Origin of the sequence: Mesorhizobium sp. Cs1299R1N3 (assembly GCF_037179625.1) — a bacterium.
Classification (GTDB): Bacteria; Pseudomonadota; Alphaproteobacteria; order Rhizobiales; family Rhizobiaceae; genus Mesorhizobium; species Mesorhizobium salmacidum.
Genome location: NZ_JAPYKQ010000032.1, coordinates 18,559 through 42,987, shown reverse-complemented (window position 1 = coordinate 42,987; position 24,429 = coordinate 18,559). Strand labels below are relative to the sequence as shown.

Genomic DNA, 24,429 nt, shown 5'->3' with positions numbered 1-24,429 from the left:
ACAAAAATCAATGCGATTTGTCATCGGAATCGAGGGCAGGCTCTACAGGTCACAGATCAATCCGAGGGTCAGCTAGCGACTGGCTGATTTCCACGAACGTGTTGACCAAAATGTATAGGATGCCAAAGACCATGGCGACGCCTAGCACCGCTGGCAGGTCGGCGCTGGCAAAAGCTTGAACTGCATATAGGCCTAGCCCAGGCCACCCGAATACGCGCTCGACAACAAGAAGGCCGCCGAAGAGGAGGCGGACTTGAAGGCTGAACATAGACAGCGGGGCCGAGGCGGCGTTGCGCAAACCATGGCGCAACAACACACTTGTCTCGCTAAGGCCCTTGCCGCGGGCCGTCCGGACATATGCCTGGCTCACGACATCGTGAAGCGCACCGTTCAGGCTTCGGCCAACCGCAACGCCGATGGGCAATGCCAGTGCGAGTGCGGGGAGGAAAATGTGCTTCAGCGCATCTACGCTGACCTCGGGACGGCCGGTCAGTATTCCATCGATGAGATTGAGCCCTGTGGGGCCGGTGAACCCGCTAAAACGGCTAAAATCAAGGCGACCCGCTCCTGGAAGCCATCCGAGCCGGAACCAGAAAAAGTAAGCCAGAAGCAAAGCCGACAGAAAGACCGGTGTCGAGCCCGCACCGATTATAGCGAGCCGTATGCCGGTCGATCCCGTAAATATAAACTGAAGTAGCGCCATGGCGCCCGAAAGCGCCGCCCCCAAGGTTAGCGATACCAGCGCAAGCTCGAGCGTGGCGGGCAAGTATTGCCGTATATCGACAGCCACTGGCCGCCGGGTCCTCACTGAGATGCCAAGATCCCCCTGAACGAGGCGCAGGAGAAAGCGCCCGTACTGGACAACGACCGGCTGGTCGATGCCGAGTTGCTCGCGTATCGCTTTGATAGTTTCGGGCGGAGCGCTCGGCCCAGCTACAGCACGCACTGGATCGGCGGGAATAATGCTCTGAAGACAGAAAACGATGAAGCTCATAACCAGGAGGACGACGGCAGCACCGGCGATGCGCTTGATCAGGTAAGTCAGCATAGTCACGCGCCTCTCAGTGCGGCACGCAGGCCGTCGCCGGCCAGATTGGTGAGCAGGCAGAGAAAGAAGATGATCGCGGCCGGCAGGATTGGCAGCCACCAGTGGACGGTGAGGCTGTCGAGCGCGCGCGCCGTCATCGCTCCGAGTTCAGGCGCCGGTGCAGGTAACCCAAGGCCAAGGAACGACATCAACGATAGGGTCATGATGACATTCGCGAGATCCAGCGACGCAGCGATGAGCAAGGCGGGGGCGGCTCCCGGCAGTAAATAGCGCAGAAGCAATCGCCGACCACGGACTCCGGCGATGCGGGCCGCCTCGACATGGGGGCGGGCTTTGAGGCGACGAATTTCATCGCGGGAAATGCGTGCGTACCAAGGCCACCAGAAAATGGCAATCGCGATCATCGTGTCGACCAGCCCAGGACCGAGCGAGGCAACAACAGCGAGTGCGATGAGCGTCGCTGGGAGTACTAGGAACAGGTCGGTGATGCGCTGGATAACCAGATCGACCCTATCGCCCATCAGGCCGGAGATCAGCCCGAGCAGTGAACCGACGATGAGGCTGAAACCGATCAAGATCAGCCCTGGCAGCCACGTGTATTGAACGCCGAGAATGACACGCGAGAACAGATCGCGACCGATCTCGTCGGTGCCGAACCAATGCTCACCCGATGGCGGCAGATAGGCCGCGGCGACGCGCAGTTGTGGGTCAAACGGCGTTATCCAGGGGGCTAGCAGGGCGACTGCAGTGACAACGGGTACGCCCACAATGCCGATGCTTTCGAGCCATCCGGCACGCCGGAAGAAATCGCGCCAGTTGAACCGGGGCCTGGCAGGCCGTGTATCCAGGTCCGACATGCCGGTCATCGACCTTGTTCCGACTCGAGACCCGGCACGGCCGCGATGAGCGAGCGTGTGTAAGCGGTCTGGGGCGCGGCAAGGAGCGTATCTGGGTCGGCAACCTCCACCAATTCGCCGTCCTTCAGCACTGCAATGCGATCAGCGATAATCCTCGCGGCCGCAAGATCGTGGGTAACGAATAGCATCGCCATGCCGAGCCTCCGGCGGAGGTCGCCGAGAAGGTTCAATGTCGTGGCCGCGAGCGAGACGTCCATAGCGCTGATCGGTTCGTCGCAGAGGAGAAGTTTTGGGCGGACGATAACACCCCGCGCCACAACGGCACGCTGGCATTGCCCGACGGAAAGCTCGGCCGGCAAAGCGTCCATCAGTACCGGGTCGAGGCCAACCAGCTTGAGCGCCTCTCCAACGCGCCGCCGACGGTAATCACTGTCCCGCGACAGCGCGCGCAGGCGCTCGCCGATTTGTTCGCCGATCGAGAGCCACGGCGTGAGCGCCGATATCGGGTCCTGAAACACCACTTGCGGAAGTAAGTTGTCGAAGCGTGAAACTTTCCCGCTGTCGCAAGCCAGGAGCCCGGCGGCAATTCTCAGAAGGGTGGACTTGCCGGCGCCACTCTCACCTACCAGAGCCACGCACTCCCCAACCTTGATCGAGAGGCTGATCGATTTCAGTACGGGCTTCGGTCGACGGGCGCGCCAAAACGATCGGGCGCCCGTCCGATAGCTCTTTCCGACATTCGACAGCTTCAAAACGATACCTTCCTGGGTCGTCTGGGCCGGCCATGGCTTCGAGGCTGCGCTATGTTTCGCGAGGAATGGTGTCTGTTCGGCGTGGAGGCAGGCCGCTGTTCCGCGGTGGGAAGAAACAGGCCGCAGTGCTGGCCGGATCGCCGTGCAATCTGACTGGACGAGTGGGCAACGCGTTGCATAAGCGCAGGCGCTTTCGACATTGACGGAGTGTCTGCGCTCCGGCGGGAGAGTGGGGAGCGGCCGCAACCGATCGGAGTTGAAGTCGAAGCGGGCGGCAAGGAGGCCAGCGGAATAGGGGTGTGCAGGATTGCGGACGACATCGCGGATATGGCCGATCTCGGCGACGCGTCCGGCGTAGAGAACCAGTACGCGATCCGCCAGTGATGCCGCCACGGCAAGATCGTGCGTTACGAACACAATCGCGGTGTGCTCGCGGACGTGGTCTCGCAACAGATCGAGGATTTGCTTTTGGGTGGTGACGTCAAGCGCGGTGTTCGGTTCGTCGGCTATCAGCAATTTAGGTTTTGCCATCACCGCCATGGCAATCAAAACGCGTTGACGCTGCCCCCCCGAGAGACGATGCGGAAGGGCGTCCGCGATGCGATCGGGATCGGGCAAGCCGGTTCGGCTGAGCCAGTCGACGATTGATGCGTTTGACCCGCCATTGGACTCCCTCATCTGGCGGCGGATGGTCATGGTGGGGTTGAGCGCACCCATCGGATCTTGCGAAATGGCACGAACGAGGTGACGGCGGGCGTGCCGCAATGTATGCGCTCCAGCTCCGACTAACTCGGTGCCTGTCAGCAGGATCGAGCCTGTAACATGCGGTTGGCTCTCACGCGGCAGAAGCCCCTGAATCGTCAACCCTATGCTTGATTTGCCTGAGCCACTTTCTCCGACCAGCGCAATGATCTCACCGGGAAACAAGTCAAAGCTGATGCCATCGAGGACACGGGAGCGACGACCTTCGCGGCTGAGCATGACCGAAAGGTCTTTGACGGCAAGAACCGGCTTGTTTGTCGCCGGTTCGAACGTTCGGTGCGGGAGCCTAGTCATCGACTGCGACCTGATCCACCGGAAACAGCGACTTAGCCAGTTTTACTGTCCCCGTCGAACGGTGGCGAAATCTATGTTGCCCGGCGGGTACACAGGACGTAGTCCCAGGTCCTCCAAACCGTGGACGTGGACTACCACATCATCGACGTCAACCAGCGGAATGACGTAGCCAGCGTCGAAATACAATTGGCCCGCCTGCTCGTAAAGCGCGTCACGTTCTTCGATTTCCGTCATCTGCCCAGCCCGATCGACGATGGTATCGGCCTCCGGCAGCACACGGCCGAAAAAGTTGAGGGGTGCGTCCTTGGTGAAGAACACCTTCGCCTGGTTTTCTGGATGTGCGGCATCAGGACCTGAGATGGTGAGCAGCAAGTCGGGAGGACTCGGATCGTCCTTCAGTGCATAGGCAGCGCCGGACGGCAGCACATAGGCGCTTGCCTTCACCCCGATCAGAGCCAGTTGCGCGATCATCAGATCAGCAATGCGGCCGTAGCTCGGCGCTGCACTGTGGAGACCGATAACAAGATTGACCTCGCCATGGTTGGCGATCGCAGACTTGGCCGCGTCAAAGTCGGTAGGGAACTCCACCGGATGCGAGACGTCGAGCATAACCTTTGAGTACAGCGATTTCGAAGGAGACGCGAATTGTCCAAAGGCATCCTTAACCCACAAGGCCGGGTTGATTGCCGTCATCACGGCCTTACGGACTTCCAAGTCATCTAGTTGCGAACCCGGCCTAACGAAGAGATCGAACTGGTTCATGCTGGGAGCGGCGGTTATCTCGAGACCTGCTGGGAGGTTCGTGAGCTGCGCGAACGGATAGTTGATCGGCACGGCATCGATCAGACCGGCCTGAAGTTGAAGAATTTGCTGGCTGATGTCGGGCACCACCGAAATTTGGATAGCCCGAAAGAAGGGCTTATCACCCCAATAGTCGTCGTTGCGCTCGAGCACGTAACGCTGCCCGCGATTGAACTCCGTGAGCTTGAACGGCCCGGTGCCCACGGCATGCTCGTTGAGCCAGGTTTTTGCGAAATCGCCATTGTCATGCTGGGCGAGTGCGGTCGGGCTGATGACTTTGGGTCCCCACGGACTGGAGAGTCCGTCCAACAAGGAGGGTTGAGGATGGCCGAGAGTGAGCACCACCGTGAGATCGTCCCGCGCCCTCACATCAGTCACGTTGCTCAGTGAATAGCTCAGGCTCATTCCACGGTTGCGGCGGCGCTGGAAGGAACTCACGACAGCCGCGGCATTGAAAGGCGTGCCGTCGTGGAACTTGACGCCGTCGACCAGGTGGAACGTGTAGGTCAGCCCGTCTTTCGAAACCTCCCAACTTCTGGCCAGCAGACCGACGATCTTCGTGGATCCTGGCTGATATTCGACCAAGCCTTCGTAGACGTTGTCGATAGCGCTCATCGCCCCGATCTCAAACCCATTGTCTGGATCGAAAGTCCCAATATCGGTGACGTAAGGGACATGAAGTACCTCCTGAGCGCAAACCGGCGCCATCGAAGCCAGCAAACCGAGAACGAGTCCCAGCACGCACACAACGACGCCACGTTTGAAGGATCGTTTGGCCAGGTACGCGCAAATCTGCATGAAGGATTCCCGTTGGCCTGGTACTTCACTAGGGATTGTAGGATGACCATCCGCAGTCGATTCTTGGCCAACGAGGCATTTCACGCTCTTGTCCAACCCAGCGTCCATCGATGCCATCAAAATCTTCTTGCAGCCCTAGGCATCGATGCGGACACTCAGAGATTGTCGCCATGATACGTCAATCCGCTGATCGCGGTCTATGAACATCAAGCAGAGGTTACCCTATCCCCAGGGTATAGATGGTGGCTGGCCGGACAGGTATGTGACTGTTGCAGGCGAGTTCTCTACAGAAGTGTTTGGTGAGCTTTCGGATGGAAAGCGGCTCGTCAAGCCAGTCGGCCAAGCCCGGCGTGGCCACGATAGTTCTTGATTGTCCCATCGCTTCGGCCTTTGTTCTTCATATGCCTGTCACGGTAGCATTCCCAGGCGATGCGAAGCTTAGGGGTCGCAATCGATGGTTAATCTCGGCAGTATTGCCGCCCCGCTTGGAGACGGTCGGTTGATTTCCAGACCTCGGGACGTTTGGCTACGCCCCGATGCCGCCTGCAAAGTACCGTCAACTTAGGCAGCCGCGACGGCCCGTATCCTCGGCTGGCCTATCCGAGAGTTTGACTGGCCAGAGCATAAGTTACCGGTGTAGCTGCACCGTCGGCCGCAAAATCGGCGAGGCGTTTGCCCATCGACATGGTCAGTACCGTGTCGAAGACCGGCATTCCGCTGTGCGCCAGAAAGGCGGCGAATTCGCCGCTTCCGATATGCGTGTCCACCCGGAGGAAACTGCCCGAATGATCGGCGATGTGCGGCCGGACCACTGCGATGGCATCGGTATCTCGCTCCGCTAGGACCGGACCGATGACATGGCCGCGGCCGAAGGGCCGGCAGAGAGCGAAGGCCTTGAGCGCGCCCTCGCCGAAGAGCCCGTAGCCAACAGATTGTTCGAACAGCTTTTCGACAAGTGCCGCTCTATGCACTCCGAAACCGACCGCATCGAGCGCGATGATGGCCGGCAAGTGCTCGGCCACCAGCCGACGCACCTCGCCACACTCCCTGTCTATTTCAGCCGCCGTGGCGGCGCGGGCAATCCCATGGCAGTGATAGACGGTCTTCTCCGGCTTGAAGTCGAGCGAAAGGTAGAGCCGCTTTGCCGCCCGGGTCGCATTGAGGCGCAAGTCGCGCCCGACCACGTTGTCGAAGACCCGCTTCATCAGCCACTGGCCGGCTCCCAGCGTCTGCAGCCGCGGCGAGGTGATGACCATCCCTACGGTCGCGAAATCGTCGCCATGCGGGAACCACATGGCCGAGCCGAGCACCCGGCCGATCTCGTCGAGCGCAACGAACCCCCGTCCCGATTCGCGCAGGAATTGCCAATCCTCGGCGCGATGCGGCCATCCCACGGATAGAGAGTGCGCGTGCAACCGGTCGAGTTCGACGCCTTCGATGTCGCCGATCCGCATCGAGAAGGCATCGATTTTCAAGCTTCCGGACGGCTTCAATTCCATGCCTCTGAAAGACCGCGTAACGAGTGACACACAGGCCACCCATGCTCCTGCCAACGCTAAAACAAACCATCGATACGATTTGCTAGAAAGCCGCGCACCAACGCAAGATTCAACTGAAACACTTCCGCTTTCGGCACGCAATCGCGAAAGAAGGCGCACATCCTTGAGGGTACTGCCCGGCGAACCCGGAATGCTGAACCCCAAATGCCTTGAGGGCTGGAATGGACGTCTTTGACATCCTTGACCGTCTCGTCGCCTTTCCGTCGGTGGCCGGCAAGCCGAACGGGGACATCGCCGGTTGGATCGAGGCCTATCTCGCGGAAAGGGGAGCGAAGGTAACCCTACTTCCAGGGCCGGAGGGTAACCGCTCCAATCTTTTTGCAACGATCGGCCCCGCCGATGTGCCGGGCTACATCCTGTCTGGCCACATGGACGTCGTTCCCGCTGGCGAGCCGCAGTGGAGTTCATCCCCTTTCGTGCTGCGTCCGGACGGCGAACGCCTCTACGGACGCGGCACCACGGATATGAAGGGCTTTCTTGCCGCTTCGCTGGCGGTGGTGCCTGCGTTGGCGCGGCTGCGCCTTGCCAGGCCGATCCACCTCGCCTTCTCCTACGACGAGGAGATTGGGTGCCGCGGCGTGCCGCATCTCATCGCCCGGCTTCCCGACCTTTGCGCAAAGCCGCTCGGCGTCATCGTCGGCGAGCCGAGCGGCATGCGCGCCGTGCTCGGCCACAAGGGCAAGGCGGCCGCCCGCGTGACCATCAAGGGACGTGCAGGCCATTCCTCACGGCCTGACCTAGGGCTCAACGCCATCCATGCCATGTCCGAAGTGCTCGCCGCTGCCGTGAGTGAGGCCGAGCGGCTGACGCATGGTCCTTTCGACCCTGCCTTCGAGCCAGCCTATTCCTCGCTGCAGGCCGGCGTGATCGCGGGCGGACAGTCGGTCAACATCATCCCCGACAGCTGCACGCTGGACCTCGAGGCGCGTGCCATACCCGGTGTCGACCCTGCCAGCCTGCTCGCGTCGGTCAAGGCGCGGGCTGAGGCCCTTGCAGCCGGAGGCTTTCGGATAGAGTGGGCGCCAATGAGCGCCTATCCGGCGCTATCGCTGCCGCAAGACGCGAGCCTGGCGGCACTGCTGGGCGAGTTGACCGGCGAAGCGGCGCTCGCCGCCGTCAGCTACGGCACCGAGGCCGGGCTCTACCAGGCTGCCGGCTTCGATGCGATCATCTGCGGACCGGGCGACATTGCCCGCGCCCATAAGCCGGACGAATTCATTCTCGCCAGTGAACTCGCCGCCTGCCAGCGGATGATCGAAGCGCTGGGCGCCCGCTGCGCGGCTTGAAGGGGAAGCGGAAATGACATTCCTTTTCAATTCCGATGCGCGGCGCGGCGCGGTCTTCGCCGATGCTTTCGCCAAAGAATTGCCGGACATCCCCTTCGCGATTGATGCTGGGACAGTCGATCCCGACACCGTGCGTTACCTGATCACCTGGACGGTGCCGGAGAACCTCACCCGTTACAGGAACCTGGAAGTCCTGTTTTCAATCGGCGCCGGCGTCGACCAGTTTCGCCTCGAGGCGGTGCCCGCGAGGGTGAAGATCGTGCGCATGGTCGAGGAAAGCATCGTGCGGATGATACAGGAATACGTGACGCTGGCCGTGCTCGCCTTGCACCGCAACCTGCCGATCTATTTGGCGCAGCAGCGCGCTGGCGAGTGGCGCGATGTCCCGCAGCTTCAGGCCGCGTCGCGCCGGGTCGGCGTGCTCGGACTTGGGCAGCTCGGCCAAGCCGTCGTCGACCGGCTGAAACCCTTCGGGTTTCCCCTCGCTGGCTGGAGCCGATCCCCAAGAGGGATCGAAGGTGTGACTTGCCATCATGGCGAGACCGGACTGGAGCAGATGCTCGCGGCTAGCGACATATTGGTCTGCCTGCTGCCGCTGACCAAGCACACCCGCGGTCTCCTCAATGCCGACCTGTTTGCGAAACTGCCGAAGAATGCCGCGCTCGTTCACACGGGCCGGGGACCGCAGCTCGATCACGAGGCGCTTGTCGCCGCGCTCGACAGCAATCACCTCTCCGCGGCGATGATTGATGTGACCGATCCCGAACCCCTGCCCGGGGGCCATCCGTTCTGGTCGCATCCGAAGATCATCCTGACACCGCATGTCGCCAGCATCGCCGAGCCTGCCACGGCCGCGCGCGTCGTCATCGACAACATCAGGCGCCATCGCATCGGGCTTGATCCGATCGGGCTCGTCGACCGAACTCGTGGCTATTGAAATCCAACCAGAAAGGCCGTCCTCATGTCGCTGCTCAAGACCGTCGATACCAACCCAAACTTTTCGCCCCGCGAATCCAAGGCGCTGCCTGAGCGGCTGATCGCCGGCGATCCTGCCTTCAAGACCTGGGCGCAGGACGTCGCCAAGGACGACCTCGTCCATACAGGCGTCTGGGAAGCGACCCCAGGGGAGACGCGCTCGATCAAGGGGGAGACATTCGAGTTCTGCCACATCCTCTCCGGCGTGATCGAAATCACGCCCGATGCCGGCGCGACGATGACCTACCGCGCCGGCGACAGCTTCGTGATGAAGCCTGGCTTCACCGGTATTTGGAAAACGATCGAAACGGTGCGCAAGATCTACGTGGCCGTGGGATGACACGATCCTCGCGAGGTGCTGGCCCGCGCGGAAGATTTTGCCGTCCCCCGCACCCAGCACACAACATTCGTCGGTGGCGGAACGCCGAACAGCGCATGCTGCGTGCCGGCACGCGCTAGGCTCCTGGCGATGCCGCAGAGTGGTTGTCGATGAGCCTGAGCTTCGATCCCGATACGATCCCCCTTCCCCTCGGCCATTTCATCGGCGGAGAGTTGATCTCGGCTGAGGACGGGATCGAGATGCGCCGCCCGTCGGACGGCAAGTCATATGTAGCCTGTCCCGTGGCCGGCATAGATATGGTCGACCGTGCGGTGGAGAGCGCCAAGACCGCGCTGAAGGCCAGCAACTGGGGCGGCGTTCGGCCACGCGAGCGCACCAAGGCACTCCAGGCCTGGGCCGATCTGATCGAAGCGGAAGCGGCAACGCTGGCCAGGATCGAGGCGCTGTCCTCGACGCGGCCCGTCGGCCAGCTTGTCGCGGGCGACATCGCCATTACCGCCGAGCAGATCCGTTTCTTTGCCGAATTCGCCGACAAGGAAGGTAGCGAGCTCGCGCCCACCGACGACGCCACTCTCGGCATGATCATGAGCGAGCCCTATGGCGTGGTCGGTGCGATCACGCCCTGGAATTTTCCCCTGTCGATGGCCGGGTGGAAGCTCGGCCCGGCATTGGCGGCGGGCAACGCGGTAGTGCTGAAGCCCTCCGAGATGACGCCGTTCTCGACCGTCTACATCGCGCAGCTCGCTGTCAGGGCTGGCCTGCCGGCTGGGCTCGTCAACGTGGTTCTGGGCGATGGTCCGACGACCGGCACGGCGCTGACCGGCCATCCCGAGATCGCCAAGGTCAGCTTCACCGGCTCGACCCGCGCCGGATCGGCCATCATGGAGAATGTCGCCCGCACCGGCGTCAAGCCGATGACGCTTGAACTCGGTGGCAAGAGCCCGCAGATCGTCTTTGCCGATGCCGATCTGGACAAGGCGGCGACGGCCATCGCCGGGAGCGTCACCTTCAACGCCGGCCAGGCCTGCGTGGCCGGCACGCGCCTTATCGTCGAGAAAAGCGTGGCCGAAAGACTGACGGCCGCTATCCTGGGAAAGATGAAGGCGGTGCGGCCCGGCCCGACCTGGGACGCGACGACACAGTACTCCCCCATCATCTCCGAAGGGCAGCGGGCGCGTATCGATGGCATAGTGCGGGCCGCGGTTGAGGCAGGCGGCGAATGCCTGACCGGCGGCCATGCCATGGATCACGCCGGCTATTTCTACGAGCCGACGCTGATTACAGGTGTCGACCAGTCCAATCCTGCAATTGTCGAGGAAATCTTCGGCCCGGTCCTGACGGTGCAGACCTTCGAGACCGAGGAGGAGGCGCTGGCACTGTCCAGCCATTCGACCTACGGGCTGGCTTCCGGCCTGTTCACCTCCGACCTGTCCCGCACCATCCGCTTCGCGCGCAAGCTTGAGGCGGGCACCGTCTGGGTCAACCGATACAGCCGCTCGCGCGACCATATCCTGCCGACCGGCGGCTACAAGCGTTCCGGCATCGGCAAGGACCTCGGCCGCGAGGCCTATCTCGCCAATCGCAGGACCAAGAGCGTCCTGATCAGCCTCTAGAGAGATGCCTATGAAGTCCTATTCGATCGCCCTGATCCCCGGTGACGGCATCGGCCGCGATGTGACCGCCGCCGCCTGGTCCGTGCTGGATACGGCGGCCAAGTACGGCGGCTTTACCTTGACCGGAACCGAATTCCCCTGGTCCTGCAAATTCTACAAGGAAACCGGCCGGATGATGCCGGAGGACGGCATCGAAACCTTGCGCGGCTTCGACGCCATCCTTCTCGGCGCGGTCGGCTGGCCGGTGGAGGTGCCGGATTCCGTCTCGCTCCACGGCCTGCTGCTGCCGATCCGCAAGGCGTTCGTGCAATATGCCAACATCCGGCCGCACCGCCTGCTGCCGGGCGTGACAGGCCCGCTGCGGGCCGAGAGCTTCGACATATTGTGCATCCGCGAGAACACTGAAGGCGAATATTCGGGCGCCGGCGGGCGTGTGCATCAAGGCACTCTGGACGAGGTCGCCGTGGAGACCTCGATCTTCACCCGCGCCGGCGTCGAGCGCATCCTGCGCTTCGGCTTCGAGCAGGCGCGGACACGGCGCGGCAGGCTTGTCTCCGTCACCAAGTCCAACGCGCAGAAGTACTCGATGGTGTTCTGGGACGAGATCACGCGAAAGCTGGCTGCGGAGTACTCTGACGTCGTTGTGACCAGCTATCATGTCGACGCGCTGGCCGCGCGCATGATCATGGCGCCGGAGAGCCTCGACGTGGTCGTCGCCTCCAACCTGTTCGGCGACATCCTCACCGACATCGGCGCGGCGATCCAGGGTGGGCTCGGCTACGCCGCCTCCGCCAACATCAACCCCGACCGCTCGGGGCCGTCCATGTTCGAGCCGGTGCACGGCTCCGCGCCCGACATCGCGCATTTGGGCATCGCCAACCCGATCGCCACCATATGGTCCGGCGCGATGATGCTCGAACATCTCGGCGAAACGGCCGCGGCCGGCCGCGTCATGAAGGCGGTCGAAGCGACAACCGCGCGCGGCATTGGAACCGCTCCCGGGAAGGACAGGACGGAAGCCATCACAGCGGCCGTCGTCGCGGCACTCACCTGATTGCAAGGCAATTTCGATGAAAAACCTGAAAGACGAAGATCTCTTCCGCGAAGCCGGCCTGATCGGCGGCAGATGGGTCGCCGCCGGCTCCGGCAAAACGGTCGATGTGCTCAATCCAGCCACTCAATTGGCGATCGGCACAGTACCCGACATGGCCGGTACGGAGACCCGTGCGGCGATAGAGGCCGCGGCTTCCGCCTATGGAGATTGGAGGAAGAAGACCAATGCCGAACGCGCGGCGCTCCTGGAAGCATGGCATGGCCTGATGCTGGCGCATCTTGACGATCTGGCGCTGATCCTGACGACGGAACAAGGCAAGCCCCTGGACGAGGCCAAGGGCGAGATCCGCTACGGCGCATCCTTCGTCAAATGGTTTGCCGAGGAAGCGCGCCGTATCAACGGCCACACCATCCCCTCGCCCACATCCGACCGCCGCATCATCGTGCTGAAGGAGCCGGTCGGTGTTTGCGGCATCATCACGCCATGGAACTTTCCCAACGCGATGATCACCCGCAAGGTCGCGCCGGCGCTGGCCGCCGGCTGCACGGTAGTCATCAAGCCGTCCGAGTTCACGCCCTATTCGGCACTGGCGCTCGGCGTGCTTGCCGAGCGGGCCGGCATCCCCGCCGGCGTCATCAACATCGTCACCGGCATGCCGGCCGAGATCGGCAACGAGATCATGGCCAACGAGACGGTGCGCAAGATATCCTTCACCGGCTCGACGCGGGTCGGTTCACTGCTGATGCGCGGCGCGGCCGACAGCGTGAAGCGCTTGAGTCTAGAACTCGGCGGCAACGCACCCTTCATCGTCTTCGACGACGCCGACCTCGATCTCGCCGTCGAGGGCGCGCTCGTCTCGAAGTTCCGCAATGGTGGCCAGACCTGCGTCTGCGCCAACCGCATCCTTGTCCAGGCCGGCGTCTACGAAACCTTCGCCGCGAAGCTCACAGCCCGCGTCAACGCCATGACCGTCGGGCCCGGCACGCAGCCCGACGTCGCGATCGGGCCGATGATCAACATGGCGGCGGTCGAGAAGATCAACCGCCACGTCGAGGACGCGCTCGCCAAGGGTGCCGAGATCATCACGCAAAAGCCGGCTTTGCCGGAGGGCCTGCAATATGTCGCGCCGCTGGTGCTGACCGGCGCAACGAACGAGATGCAGCTTGCCGACGAGGAGACCTTCGGCCCGGTCGCACCACTTTTCCGCTTCGAAACGGAAGAAGAAGCGATCGCTCTCGCCAACGGCACGCCTTACGGGCTTGCCTCTTACTTCTACACCGAAAATTTGAAACGCGCCTGGCGCGTCGGCGAAGCGCTGGAGTTCGGCATGGTTGGGCTCAACACCGGCTCGGTCTCGATGGAGGTCGCGCCCTTCGGCGGCGTCAAGCAGTCCGGCCTCGGGCGCGAGGGCGCGCAGGCCGGGATAGAGGAATATCTCGAGATGAAGAGCTTTCATATGGGCGGGCTGGGCTGAAGCCGACCCGGTTGGATCGGAGGTCACTGGATCCGGTCGAGCGCCTTATAGTAGAGGCCGACAATAGGCAGGAACCAGGGCTTGCCCGAATAGCCCGGAATGGCAGGCCACTCGAGCCCTTTCAGCGGATTGCGGTCGTCGCGGCCGAGCATGGCATCGGCCAGGACCATGCCGAGATGCGTGGAGAGCTGCGCGCCGTGGCCTGAATAGCCCATCGCATACCAGACCCCGTCATGGTAGCCGGCCCGCGGAAAGCGGTCCTTGGTCATGTCGACCAGCCCGCCCCAGCAATAGTCGATCTCGACCCTGGCGAGTTGCGGGAAGATCGTGGCCAGGCTTGCCTGCAATATCTGGCCGCTCCTGGCGTCGGAGCGCTGGTCCGATGTGGCCGAGAAGCGTGCGCGGCCGCCGAAGATCAGGCGATTGTCGGGCGAAAGCCGGAAGTAGTTGCCGATGTTCATCGAGGTCACGCAAGTCCGGTTGCCCGGCATGATCGCGGCGATCTCGGCGTCGCTCAACGGCCGCGTGGCGATGATGAAGCTGCCGACCGAGATGATCCTGCGGCGGAAGTAGCCGAAGTCAGGCGTGGTATAGGCGCCAGTCGCCACCAGCACATTGTCGGCACTGATGCGGCCGCGCGACGTGGTCAGCTCATGCCGCTTGCCGGCCTGCTTGTGATCCGTCACCGCCGCGTTCTCATGGATAATTGCGCCGTGACGGGCAGCTGCCGTGGCCAGCCCGGCCACATAGCGGCCCATATGCATCATGGCGCTCTTCTTCGACAGCATCGCGCCATGGAAAGGCGAACCGATTTCGGATTTCAGATCGTCTACCGACAGCAGCGCCGTGTCCGGATCCACCTCGGCATGGATGGCTTCGAAGTTGCGGGCGATCGATTCGAAATGCTGCGGCTTGGAGGCTAGCTTGAGCTTGCCGGCGCGGCGGAAGTTGCAGTCGATGCCCTCCTGCGCGACCAGCGCCTCGATCGTGTCGACGGAGTCGTCCAGCGCCCGGTAGAGCGCGATCGCGCGTTCCTTGCCGAGCTCCGCCTTGGCCGAGAGGTAGCTATGGGCAAGCCCGTTGTTCAGATGCCCGCCATTGCGCCCGGATGCCCCCCAGCCCACGCGCTCCGCTTCCAGCACCGCCACCTTGGCGCCGGCCTTAGCCAATTGGCGCGCGGCGGCGAGACCGGTGAAGCCGCCGCCGATGATGGCGGCATCGTAGTGCCCCTCGACCGGGCCTTGCGCCGCGCCGGAAAATACGGGGGCTGTGTCGTGCCAGTAGGAGACCAGCTTCATCGGCAATCCGCCTGTTTTAGAGACCGACCACGCCTGGAAGGCCCGAAATGTCCGATATCTCGACATAGCCGTAATAGGGGTTGGCCGGTTCGTGACCGCGGTTGACCCAGACCTTGTTCTTGATGCCGAGATCGTGCGCCGACATCAGGTCGTAGCGGAACGAGGACGAGCAGTGAAGAATGTCCTCCGGGCCGCAGTCCAGCCTATCGAACATGTATTCGAAGGCCTTGAAGCGGGGCTTGTAGGCCTGCGCCTGCTCGGCCGTATAGACAGCATGGAAGGGCGCGCCGAGCTTCTCGACGTTGGACATGATCTGCGCGTTCATGGCGTTGGAGAGGATAACCAGCGGAATTTCCTTGGCGACCTTTGCCAGGCCCGCCGGGACATCCGCGTGAGGCCCCCAGGTCGGCACTCGCTCGTAGACCATCTTGGCGTCATCGGGGCTGAACGCAACGCCATTGCGGTTGCAGGTGCGCTCGAGCGCATTGTGGACGACGTCGGCATAGGGCTTCCAGTCGCCCAGGATCTCGTCGAGCCGATATGCCGCGAAATTCTTTATGAACTCCTGCATGCGCGGCTCGTCGAGCCGGCTGCCATAGAGGTCGCGCGCCGCTTCCGCCATCTGGAAGAAGGTCAACGTGCCATAGCAGTCGAAGGTGATGTATTTGGGCCTGAAAGAAGCCATGTCCGTCGATCTCCAGTGGAAGCACTTCCGCGTTGGGATGTATTTCATCATAGGCCGGCGGGCGGCGAGCCACCTGACCGAAATAGCCTTCCCGAAAGCAGAAAGTTTCGTATCCGCCTGCTGGTTTGGCACGCTGTAGCATCCCGACGGTCAATGAGCCTGGCTTCCTTGACCTGAAACGCATCCGCCACGGGCGGCGCCAGCACAAGATGCGGCGCACGGCTTGCGCTACGGCGAATGATACCGCCGAAGCCAGCGCCTTCAGACGATCTGCGGCGCGCCGATGGTCGAGACTTACGGCAGACGGAAGGATGCCTCATGCAGCTGGAAGAGATCGAACTCCGAGCGTTCGGGCCGGACCATATCGAGGGCGCCGTCGCGCTTTCGCGTCAGGAGAACTGGCCGCATCGCCCGCAGGACTGGCAGATGGCGTTGCAACTCTCCAGCGGCGCGGTCGCGCTCGGCGACCACGGCCAGGTCACCGGGACCATCCTGGTCACGCCCTATGGCGATGATTGCGCCATGATCAACATGGTGATTGTCGACAGGAATGTGCGAGGCAAGGGGCTGGGACGCCGGCTGATGGAAAAGGCCTTCGCCCTTGCTGAAGACCGTCCGCTGCGACTTGTGGCGACGCGGGACGGCATGCCGCTCTATGAGAAACTGGGCTTTGTGCCCTCCGGCACGGTCCTGCAGCATCAGGGCCAGGTCGCGGAGCTCGATGCGCCTGCCGGGATGGAGGCCGCGGCCATTGTCGACCTGCCGGAAATCAAGGCGATGGACCGCGACGCCTATGGCGCGGACCGTGAAGCTCTGATCGATGCGCTTGCCGAGCGCGGGGAATTCGCCGTCGTCCGCCGCAACGGCGCCATCGAGGCCTATGCGGCGATCCGCCCGTTCGGAGGCGGCGAGGTGATCGGCCCCGTGATCGCCGGGAATGTCGAGGACGCCAAGGGCCTGATCAGCTTTTTCGCCGCGTCGCGCCCCGGTGCCTTCCTGCGCATGGATACCGACAGCAGGACCGGCATCGCCGACTGGCTCACGGAAATCGGCCTCGCCCATGTCGGCGGCGGCGTGACCATGGACCGTCCGTCCAGGCCGGATGCGGCACGGGCACGGCCAAGAGTTTACGCACTCGCCAACCAGGCGCTCGGCTAGAGCCGGATGATTTCGGATCGAGTCGATCCGAAGTCTGAATCCGGCTCTAAATCAAAGGGATAGAGCATGATGCCGTCCGAAAACCGCTTCACACTTTTCGGCATCATGCTCTAGCCGGAGGTATCAATGCTCGCCAATTCCCTGATCGAACTCGACCGCGCCCATCTTATTCATCCGGTTTCGTCTTATCGCGGCCACGAGGCGCTCGGCGTGCGCGTGCTGAAATCTGCGAAGGGTGCGACCGTGACCGATGCGTCCGGCAAGCAACTCGTCGATGGTTTCGCAGGATTGTGGTGCGTCAACGCAGGCTACGGCCATGACAGCATCGTCGAGGCCGCGGCTCGGCAGATGCGCGAGCTTCCCTACGCCACCGCATATTTCGATCTGGGTTCGGAGCCGGCCATCCGGCTTGCTTCGGAACTGGCGGAGCGCGCGCCCGGGGACCTCAATCACGTCTATTTCACGCTCGGCGGATCGGACGCGGTAGACAGCACGATCCGTTTCGTCCGCTACTACTGGAACGCCAAGGGCGAGCCGCAGCGCGACCAGTTCATTTCGATCGAGCAGGGCTATCACGGATCGTCGGTGGTCGGCGCCGGCCTGACCGCGCTGCCTGGTTTTCACGCCGGCTTCGGCATCCCCTTCGAATGGCAGCATAAGATCCCGTCCCCCTATCCCTATCGAAATCCAGTCGGCGAAGACGGAAACGCGATTATCGCAGCCTCGCTCGCCGCGCTGAAGATCAAGATCGAGGAAATTGGGCCGGAGCGCGTCGCTGCCTTCTATGCCGAGCCGATCCAGGGCTCGGGCGGTGTCATCGTCCCCCCGAAAGGATGGATGAAGGCGATCCGCGAGCTTTGCCGGGTATACGGCATCCTGTTCATCGCCGACGAGGTGATCACCGGATTTGGCCGCACGGGACCACTGTTCGCCTGCACGGAGGAGGACATCGTTCCCGATTTCATGACGACGGCGAAGGGCCTGACCTCGGGCTATGTTCCGATGGGCGCGGTGTTCATGGCCGATCATGTCTACGACGTGATCGCCGACGGCGCGGGCGCTTCGGCGGTCGGCCACGGCTACACCTACTCCGCCCATCCCGTCAGCGCCGCCGTCGCGCTCGAAGTATTGAGGCTCTATGAAAATGGGCTTTTGGAGAACGGCATCAGGGCCGGCGCACGCCTGATGGCGGGATTGAACAGCCTGAGCGACCATCCGCTCGTCGGCGAGGTGCGCGGCCGCGGCATGCTTGCAGCGGTAGAACTGGTGACCGACAAGCAGAAGAAAACACCGCTTCCCGCGTCGGCCATGCCGGCGCGGCGGGTCTTCGACAGGGCGTGGGACAATGGCCTCATCATCCGTGCCTTCGCGCAAGGGGTCCTCGGCTATGCGCCGCCGCTCTGCTGTACCGACAGCGATATCGATGCGATCATCGACCGCACGCACCGAACACTCGACCAGACGCTGAACGATCCCGATATCCGCCAAGCTCTGGCATGAGAGGCGCGAAATATGTCGGGTCTCGAAATATCGCCGGGGCAGACGATTTCGCAATTTTGTGCCGCGCACTTGCGCCTTTTCGGCGAATCCAGCGCGGGGGAAGTGCCAGACTGCAGTTAAGACAAGGCCAGAAAGCCCGGTTTTCCGGGCCTTCGGAAACGGCCGACGCCCCGGACAGCACGGAATTTTGTTCTGTTCAGCACATGCAATTCGGCAGCGCGCAAAGGAGAGCCAGTCTTGGCCAGGGGCTTTAGCGAATTCAAATACATGACCTTCGATGTGGTCGGCACGCTGATCGACTTCGAAGGCGGCATAACGACCTGCCTGGCTGGCATTGCCGCCGAGGCCGGTGTTTCGATCGACGGCGAAGAGGCTCTCGCCCTCTATCGGCAGGCCCGTTACATGCCTGGGGTGGGGTCGTTCCCGGACGATCTCGTGCGCGTCTACATGATCATCGCGCCGCGGCTCGGCCTGCCGGCCGAAGAGAAATATGGTGTCCGCCTGCGGGATTCAGCCAGTGTCTGGAAAGGCTTCCCCGACAGCGCGGCGGCATTGGCCGACCTTGCGAAGTCGCACAAGCTGATTGCCATGACCAATGCCCGGCGCTGGGCGCTGGAGCATTTCGAGAAGCAGCTCGGATCGCCCTTCTTCGCCACCTTCACCGCCGACGATACAGGCACCGAGAAACCGGACCCGGCCTTCTTCCAGAAAGTTTTCGATTTCGTGGCGTCCCGCAGCGACAGCAAGGATGACATCCTGCATGTCGCGCAAAGCCAGCACCACGACATCGGCATATCCCGGGCGCTTGGCATGACCAATTGCTGGATCGAGCGCCGGTACGCCCAGAAGGGCTATGGCGGCACGATCGAGCCCGAACGCTTCACCAAGCCGGACTACCACTTCACCTCGATGGTCACCTTGGCGGCGGCCGTGCGGGAAAGCCTGAAGGAACGAACCTGAGTCAAGCCGGAAAGCTCGCAGCAAGACGGGCATCTGGACCGAGAAACCAACAGAAAGGGGAATGACATGACCGACAAGATCACCAACTGGACCAGCGCAGACGATGCCATGGTCGAAAGCGCCATTCGGCGGGGCGCGAACCGCCGCGAACTCCTCAAGATGCTGCTGGCCGGCGGCGCCGCTGTTGCCGCGGGCAGCGTGGTGCTCGGCCGAGCGACCCAAGCCGTCGCCGCCACGCCCGTTTCCGGCGGAAATTTGAAGGCGGCCGGCTGGTCGTCCTCGACCGCCGACACGCTCGACCCGGCAAAGGCGTCGCTCTCCACCGACTATGTCCGCTGCTGCTCGCTCTATAACCGCCTGACCTTCCTCGACAAGGATGGCAAGACGCAGATGGAGTTGGCCGAGAGTTTCGACAGCAAGGACGCCAAGACCTGGACCGTGAAGCTGCGCAAGGGCGTCACCTTCCACGACGGCAAGGACCTCACCGCCGAAGACGTCATCTTCTCGCTGAAGCGCCATCTCGACAAAGCGGTCGGCTCCAAGGTCGCCAAGATCGCCGCGCAGATGGCCGGCTTCAAGGCGGTCGACAAATCGACCGTCGAAATCACGCTCGCCGATCCGAATGCAGATCTTCCGACCATCCTGGCCCTGCATCACTTCATGATCGTCGCGGACGGCACCACCGACTTTTCCAAGGGCAACGGCACGGGCGCCTTCGTCCTCCAGACGTTCGAACCGGGCGTGCGATCGGTCGTCACCAAGAACAAGAACTACTGGAAGTCGGGCAAGCCCTATTTGGACTCGTTCGAATTCATTGCCATCAGCGACGACAGTGCCCGCGTCAATGCGCTCTTGTCAGGGGACATCAATTTCGCGGCCTCGATCAATCCGCGCGCCATGAAGCTCATCGGGGGCCAGCCGGGCTTTGAACTCTCGAAAACGACTTCGGGCAACTACACGGATCTCAACATCCGCCTCGACACGGATCCGGGCAGCAAGTCCGACTTCGTGGCCGGCATGAAATATCTCGTCAACCGCGAGCAGATCGTTAAATCGGCATTGCGCGGCCTCGGTGAAGTCGGCAACGACCAGCCTGTCTCGCCGGCGAATATCTTCCACAACGCCGACGTCAAGCCGAAAGCTTTCGACCCGGACAAGGCGAAGTTCCACTTCCAGAAGGCGGGCCTGCTTGGCCAGTCCATCCCCGTGATCGCCTCCGACGCCGCGACCTCGTCGATCGACATGGCTGTCATTATCCAGGCCGCCGGCGCGGATATCGGCATGAAGCTCGACGTCCAGCGGGTCCCCTCCGACGGCTACTGGGACAATTACTGGCTGAAAGCGCCGATTCACTTCGGCAACATCAATCCGCGTCCGACGCCGGACATCCTGTTCTCGCTCCTCTACGCCTCGAACGCGCCCTGGAACGAAAGCCAGTACAAGTCCGAGAAGTTCGACAAGTTGCTTGTTGAGGCGCGTGGCTCGCTCGACCAGGCCAAGCGCAAGGAAATCTACAACCAGATGCAGGTCATGGTCTCCGAGGAGGCCGGCACCATCATCCCGGCCTACATTTCCAACGTCGATGCCCTTTCCAGCAAGGTGAAGGGTTTGGAAGCGAACCCGCTTGGTGGCATGATGGGCTACGCAATGGCGGAACACCTCTGGCTCGAAGCCTAAGAGGGTCCTGCCAGGGACCGGACAGCCGGTCCCTGGCACCTATTGCGCAACATGGCTTGGCCGAACGCAACCGCAGGAGCGCTTCCATGACGTCTGGGGTTCTCAACCTCGTGCTGAAGCGGCTGGCGGTCGCGGTCGTCACCCTTCTGATCGTCCTGTTCGCCGTGTTTTTCGCCACCAGCATGCTGCCTGGCGACACTGCGTCTATCTTGCTCGGCCAGGCGGCGACCCCCGAAGCGGTCGCCGGCCTGCGCGAGGCCATGCATCTCAACGATCCGGCGATCCTGCGCTTCTTGCGCTGGCTGGTAGGCTTGCTCCACGGCGAACTCGGCACCTCCTATGCCAACGACATGCCGGTCGCGACGCTGATCGGCGGCCGTCTTGTCAACACGATGGAGCTCGCCGGCATCACCACGCTGCTCTCGGTGCCGCTGGCACTGACGCTCGGCATCACCGCCGCGATGTTGCGGGGCTCCATTTACGATCGCACCGTCACCATCCTTTCGATCGGCATCATCTCCGTACCGGAGTTCATGGTCGCGACTCTCGCGGTGCTGCTGTTCGCCGTCTATCTCAAATGGCTCCCGGCGCTGTCCTCGGTCAACGAGGCGCATTCGGCGACTGACCTCTTGCGCATCTACGCCATGCCCGTGATCACGCTCACTTTCGTCATCTCCGCCCAGATGATCCGCATGACTCGCGCCGCGGTGATCGAAACGCTCTCCACGCCTTATGTCGAGATGGCGCTTCTCAAGGGCGCTTCGCGTAGCCGCATGGTGCTGAAGCACGCGCTTCCCAATGCGCTCGGCCCTATCGTCAACGCGGTCGCGCTCTCGCTGTCCTATCTGGTCGGCGGCGTCATCATCGTCGAGACGATCTTCAACTATCCCGGCATCGCCAAGCTGATGGTGGATGCGGTGGCGACCCGTGACCTGCCGCTGATCCAGAGCTGCGCGATGATCTTCTGCCTCGGCTATCTCCTGCTCATCACCGCCGCCGACATCATCGCCATCATGTCCAATCCGAGGCTCAGATGATGGTGGCGCGCGCGGCAGCCTCCCGCCGGTCCTTCTTCGGCCACAGCTACAATCTCGTGGGCGTCGTCGCCGCGCTGGTCATCCTGGCGTGGACACTCATCGCCATCTTCGCGCCCTACATCATCCCCCATTCGATTGGCGACATCGTCGACGACGACTATTTCGGCCCGATGCGCCAGGGGCTGTGGCTCGGCTCGGACTATCTGGGGCGCGATATGCTCTCGCGGGTTCTGATGGGTGCACGCTATACCGTCGGCATATCGCTCGCCGCCGTCGTCATCGCCTGCTTTTCCGGTGTCGTGCTCGGCATGATCGCGGCCGTCACCGGCGGCTGGCTCGACACCTGCCTCAGCCGCTTCCTGGACGCCATGAACTCGATCCCCAGCAAGCTGTTCGGCCTTGTGGTCGTTGCAGCGGTCGGCTCATCGATCCCAGTGCTGATCCTGACGCTCGCCGTCATCTACACCCCGGGCGCATACCGCTTCGCGCGGGCGCTCGCCGTCAACATCAACACCATGGACTTCATGACCGTCGCCCGTGTCCGTGGCGAAAGCACCATCTATCTCATCGGCTCCGAGATCCTGCCCAACATCATCCGCCCGGTGCTGGCCGATTTCGGCCTGCGCTTCGTCTTCATCGTGCTGTTGCTCTCCGGCCTGTCCTTCCTTGGGCTTGGGCTGCAGCCGCCGCTCGCCGACTGGGGCGCGCTGGTGCGCGAGAATATCGGCGGCCTGCCTTTCGCGGCGCCCGCCGTCATCGTGCCCTCGTTGGCGATCGCCAGCCTCACCATCAGCGTCAACCTGCTGATCGACAATTTGCCGAAGAAGATCAGGGACCGGGACGCATGACCAATCTCGTCGAGGTCAGGAACCTGAGGATCGAGGCGACGACCGACGCCGGGCGGATTGTCGAAATCATCAAGGGCGTCAGCCTCGATATAGCCGACGGCGAGATCGTCGCCCTCATCGGTGAGAGCGGCTCCGGCAAGACGACAGTGGCGCTCTCGCTCATGGGGCACGCACGGCCAGGCTGCCGGATCACCGGCGGCGAGATCAACGTCAACGGCAAGAACATGGCGGCACTTTCCGAAAAGGAGCGTGCCAAACTACGCGGCACCGATATCACCTATGTTCCGCAAAGTGCCGCCGCGTCCTTCAACCCCTCGTCCACGATCATGGAGCAGGTGATCGAGGTTACGCGGATCCACAAGCTGATGCCTCCCGAACAAGCTCGAAAGCGCGCGGTCAAGTTGTTCAAGGCCTTGTCGCTGCCCGATCCCGATGGGATCGGCGCCCGCTATCCACATCAGGTTTCAGGCGGACAATTGCAGCGGCTGTCGGCGGCCATGGCGCTCATCGGTGATCCCAAGCTGGTCATCTTCGACGAGCCGACGACGGCACTCGACGTGACGACACAAATCGACGTGCTGAAGGCGTTCAAGTCGGTCATGCGGGCGGGCGGCATAGCGGGTGTCTACGTTTCGCACGACCTCGCGGTCGTCGCCCAGATCGCCGACCACATCGTTGTGCTCAAGGGGGGCGAAGTGCAGGAGACCGGCACCACGGCTCAAATTCTTTCGGCTGCCCAGCATCCCTACACGCGCGAACTGTTGGCCGCGTTCGAACCGAAGCGACGGCAAGCGCATGCGGACGCGGATGTGGTAACCAAACAGCTGCTGCGCATCGACAATTTGACGGCCGGCTACGGCGCGGTTCGGGATGACGGACTGCCTCTCATCCGCGCCGTCAACTCCGTCAGCCTGGCCGTGGAGAAGGGGCGCAATCTCGGCATCATCGGCGAATCCGGCTGCGGAAAGTCGACGCTGGCGCGGGTGATCGCCGGCATCCATCCGGCGGCCGCCGGCGAGATCGTCTTCGACGGCAGGGAACTGCAGCGCGCGGCGGGGAAACGCAGCCAGGACCAGCTGCGCGAGATGCAGATCGTGTTCCAGTATGCCGATACGGCGCTCAATCCGGCCAAGCCGGTGGAAGACATCATCGCCCGGCCGCTGGCGTTCTATCACGGGCTCGACAGGCGGACGCGGTCGAAGCGCGTCGACGAACTGCTCGACATGGTGCGCCTGCCCAAGACACTGCGCTACCGCCATCCATCCGAACTCTCCGGCGGCCAGAAGCAGCGGGTGAATTTCGCGCGCGCGCTGGCGGCCGACCCCAAGCTGATCATCTGCGATGAAATCACCTCCGCACTCGACACGGTGGTGGCGGCCGCGGTGATTGAGCTTCTCAAGGAGCTGCAGCGCGAGCTGGGGCTCTCGTACATCTTCATCAGCCATGACCTGTCGGTCGTCGGGGCCATCTGCGACGAGATCATGGTCATGTATAATGGGCAGCGCGTGGAGCAGATCACGCCCGACAAGGTGAAGGCAGCCACCCATCCCTATTCCAAGCTGCTGTTCTCCTCAGTGCCGAAGCTCGATCCCACCTGGCTCGATGGCCTTGTCCGTGATCCCGACCTCGTCAGCCAATACGGCCACCGCTGAC

General features: G+C 62.7%; 21 protein-coding genes. 14 read left to right on the top strand and 7 right to left on the bottom strand.

The genetic code is table 11. The features are described 5' to 3' along the window. Window positions 1-49: 49 nt before the first annotated feature. From O7B34_RS31170 to O7B34_RS31150, 5 genes are all read right to left on the bottom strand, one after another. On the bottom strand, window positions 50-1,048 hold the full coding sequence (locus tag O7B34_RS31170; RefSeq protein ID WP_337149552.1) for an ABC transporter permease: 999 nt from the start codon (window positions 1,046-1,048) through the stop codon (window positions 50-52). A gap of 2 nt (window positions 1,049-1,050) precedes the next feature. Beyond that, window positions 1,051-1,914: an ABC transporter permease gene (locus O7B34_RS31165; RefSeq protein ID WP_337143181.1), complete on the bottom strand. Its 864-nt coding sequence runs from the start codon at window positions 1,912-1,914 to the stop codon at window positions 1,051-1,053. Next, window positions 1,911-3,713, bottom strand: a complete 1,803-nt coding sequence (locus O7B34_RS31160; protein ID WP_337149550.1) for an ABC transporter ATP-binding protein — start codon at window positions 3,711-3,713, stop codon at window positions 1,911-1,913. Before O7B34_RS31160 ends, O7B34_RS31165 begins: the two co-directional genes overlap by 4 nt. A 42-nt stretch (window positions 3,714-3,755) precedes the next feature. Beyond that, window positions 3,756-5,429 (bottom strand): ABC transporter substrate-binding protein, encoded by a 1,674-nt coding sequence (locus tag O7B34_RS31155; protein ID WP_337149548.1) that lies wholly within the window; start codon window positions 5,427-5,429, stop codon window positions 3,756-3,758. A gap of 479 nt (window positions 5,430-5,908) precedes the next feature. After that, a complete protein-coding gene (locus O7B34_RS31150; protein WP_337143230.1) occupies window positions 5,909-6,811 on the bottom strand; it encodes a GNAT family N-acetyltransferase in 903 nt (300 codons plus the stop codon). A 221-nt stretch (window positions 6,812-7,032) separates the two neighbouring features. Here O7B34_RS31150 and argE point away from each other — a divergent pair, with 221 nt between their 5' ends. From argE to O7B34_RS31120, 6 genes are all read left to right on the top strand, one after another. Next, the gene (argE, locus tag O7B34_RS31145; protein ID WP_337149547.1) at window positions 7,033-8,157 is read left to right on the top strand and encodes an acetylornithine deacetylase; all 1,125 of its coding nucleotides are present in this window, start codon (window positions 7,033-7,035) and stop codon (window positions 8,155-8,157) included. Window positions 8,158-8,170: 13 nt separating this feature from the next. Continuing rightward, window positions 8,171-9,094 carry a 2-hydroxyacid dehydrogenase gene (locus O7B34_RS31140; RefSeq protein WP_337149546.1) on the top strand — a complete coding sequence of 308 codons (924 nt, stop codon included), beginning with the start codon at window positions 8,171-8,173 and terminating at the stop codon, window positions 9,092-9,094. 24 nt (window positions 9,095-9,118) lie between these two features. Then, window positions 9,119-9,472 carry a cupin domain-containing protein gene (locus tag O7B34_RS31135; protein ID WP_337149545.1) on the top strand — a complete coding sequence of 118 codons (354 nt, stop codon included), beginning with the start codon at window positions 9,119-9,121 and terminating at the stop codon, window positions 9,470-9,472. Window positions 9,473-9,621: 149 nt separating this feature from the next. After that, window positions 9,622-11,085, top strand: a complete 1,464-nt coding sequence (locus O7B34_RS31130; protein WP_337149544.1) for an aldehyde dehydrogenase family protein — start codon at window positions 9,622-9,624, stop codon at window positions 11,083-11,085. A 10-nt stretch (window positions 11,086-11,095) separates the two neighbouring features. Continuing rightward, on the top strand, window positions 11,096-12,139 hold the full coding sequence (locus O7B34_RS31125) for a tartrate dehydrogenase (RefSeq protein ID WP_337143174.1): 1,044 nt from the start codon (window positions 11,096-11,098) through the stop codon (window positions 12,137-12,139). Window positions 12,140-12,155: 16 nt separating this feature from the next. Then, entirely contained in the window at window positions 12,156-13,613 is a 1,458-nt protein-coding gene (locus O7B34_RS31120) for an NAD-dependent succinate-semialdehyde dehydrogenase (RefSeq protein WP_337149542.1), read from the top strand. Between the two features lie 23 nt (window positions 13,614-13,636). Here O7B34_RS31120 and O7B34_RS31115 read toward each other — a convergent pair whose 3' ends face one another. Together O7B34_RS31115 and O7B34_RS31110 are read right to left on the bottom strand one after the other, a co-directional pair. After that, a complete protein-coding gene (locus tag O7B34_RS31115; protein ID WP_337149540.1) occupies window positions 13,637-14,911 on the bottom strand; it encodes an NAD(P)/FAD-dependent oxidoreductase in 1,275 nt (424 codons plus the stop codon). Between the two features lie 16 nt (window positions 14,912-14,927). After that, window positions 14,928-15,596, bottom strand: coding sequence for a haloacid dehalogenase type II (locus O7B34_RS31110; RefSeq protein ID WP_337149539.1), 669 nt, complete (start codon window positions 15,594-15,596; stop codon window positions 14,928-14,930). On the opposite strand from O7B34_RS31110, the gene O7B34_RS31105 reads away from it, so the two are divergent. The 8 genes from O7B34_RS31105 (at window position 15,595) to O7B34_RS31070 (ending at window position 24,428) form a co-directional block, all read left to right on the top strand. Beyond that, the gene (locus O7B34_RS31105; RefSeq protein WP_198028847.1) at window positions 15,595-15,735 is read left to right on the top strand and encodes a hypothetical protein; all 141 of its coding nucleotides are present in this window, start codon (window positions 15,595-15,597) and stop codon (window positions 15,733-15,735) included. The genes O7B34_RS31110 and O7B34_RS31105 overlap by 2 nt on opposite strands. Window positions 15,736-15,914: 179 nt before the next feature. After that, window positions 15,915-16,754, top strand: coding sequence for a GNAT family N-acetyltransferase (locus O7B34_RS31100; RefSeq protein ID WP_337149538.1), 840 nt, complete (start codon window positions 15,915-15,917; stop codon window positions 16,752-16,754). A gap of 126 nt (window positions 16,755-16,880) precedes the next feature. Then, window positions 16,881-18,254, top strand: coding sequence for an aspartate aminotransferase family protein (locus tag O7B34_RS31095; protein WP_337149537.1), 1,374 nt, complete (start codon window positions 16,881-16,883; stop codon window positions 18,252-18,254). A gap of 267 nt (window positions 18,255-18,521) precedes the next feature. Next, entirely contained in the window at window positions 18,522-19,214 is a 693-nt protein-coding gene (locus O7B34_RS31090) for an HAD-IA family hydrolase (protein WP_442921025.1), read from the top strand. A gap of 66 nt (window positions 19,215-19,280) precedes the next feature. Beyond that, window positions 19,281-20,891: an ABC transporter substrate-binding protein gene (locus O7B34_RS31085; RefSeq protein ID WP_337149535.1), complete on the top strand. Its 1,611-nt coding sequence runs from the start codon at window positions 19,281-19,283 to the stop codon at window positions 20,889-20,891. Window positions 20,892-20,977: 86 nt separating this feature from the next. Continuing rightward, window positions 20,978-21,928: an ABC transporter permease gene (locus tag O7B34_RS31080; protein ID WP_337149533.1), complete on the top strand. Its 951-nt coding sequence runs from the start codon at window positions 20,978-20,980 to the stop codon at window positions 21,926-21,928. Further along, window positions 21,925-22,776 carry an ABC transporter permease gene (locus O7B34_RS31075; RefSeq protein ID WP_337149531.1) on the top strand — a complete coding sequence of 284 codons (852 nt, stop codon included), beginning with the start codon at window positions 21,925-21,927 and terminating at the stop codon, window positions 22,774-22,776. Before O7B34_RS31080 ends, O7B34_RS31075 begins: the two co-directional genes overlap by 4 nt. Further along, window positions 22,773-24,428: an ABC transporter ATP-binding protein gene (locus tag O7B34_RS31070; protein WP_337149530.1), complete on the top strand. Its 1,656-nt coding sequence runs from the start codon at window positions 22,773-22,775 to the stop codon at window positions 24,426-24,428. Before O7B34_RS31075 ends, O7B34_RS31070 begins: the two co-directional genes overlap by 4 nt. Window position 24,429: the final 1 nt, after the last annotated feature.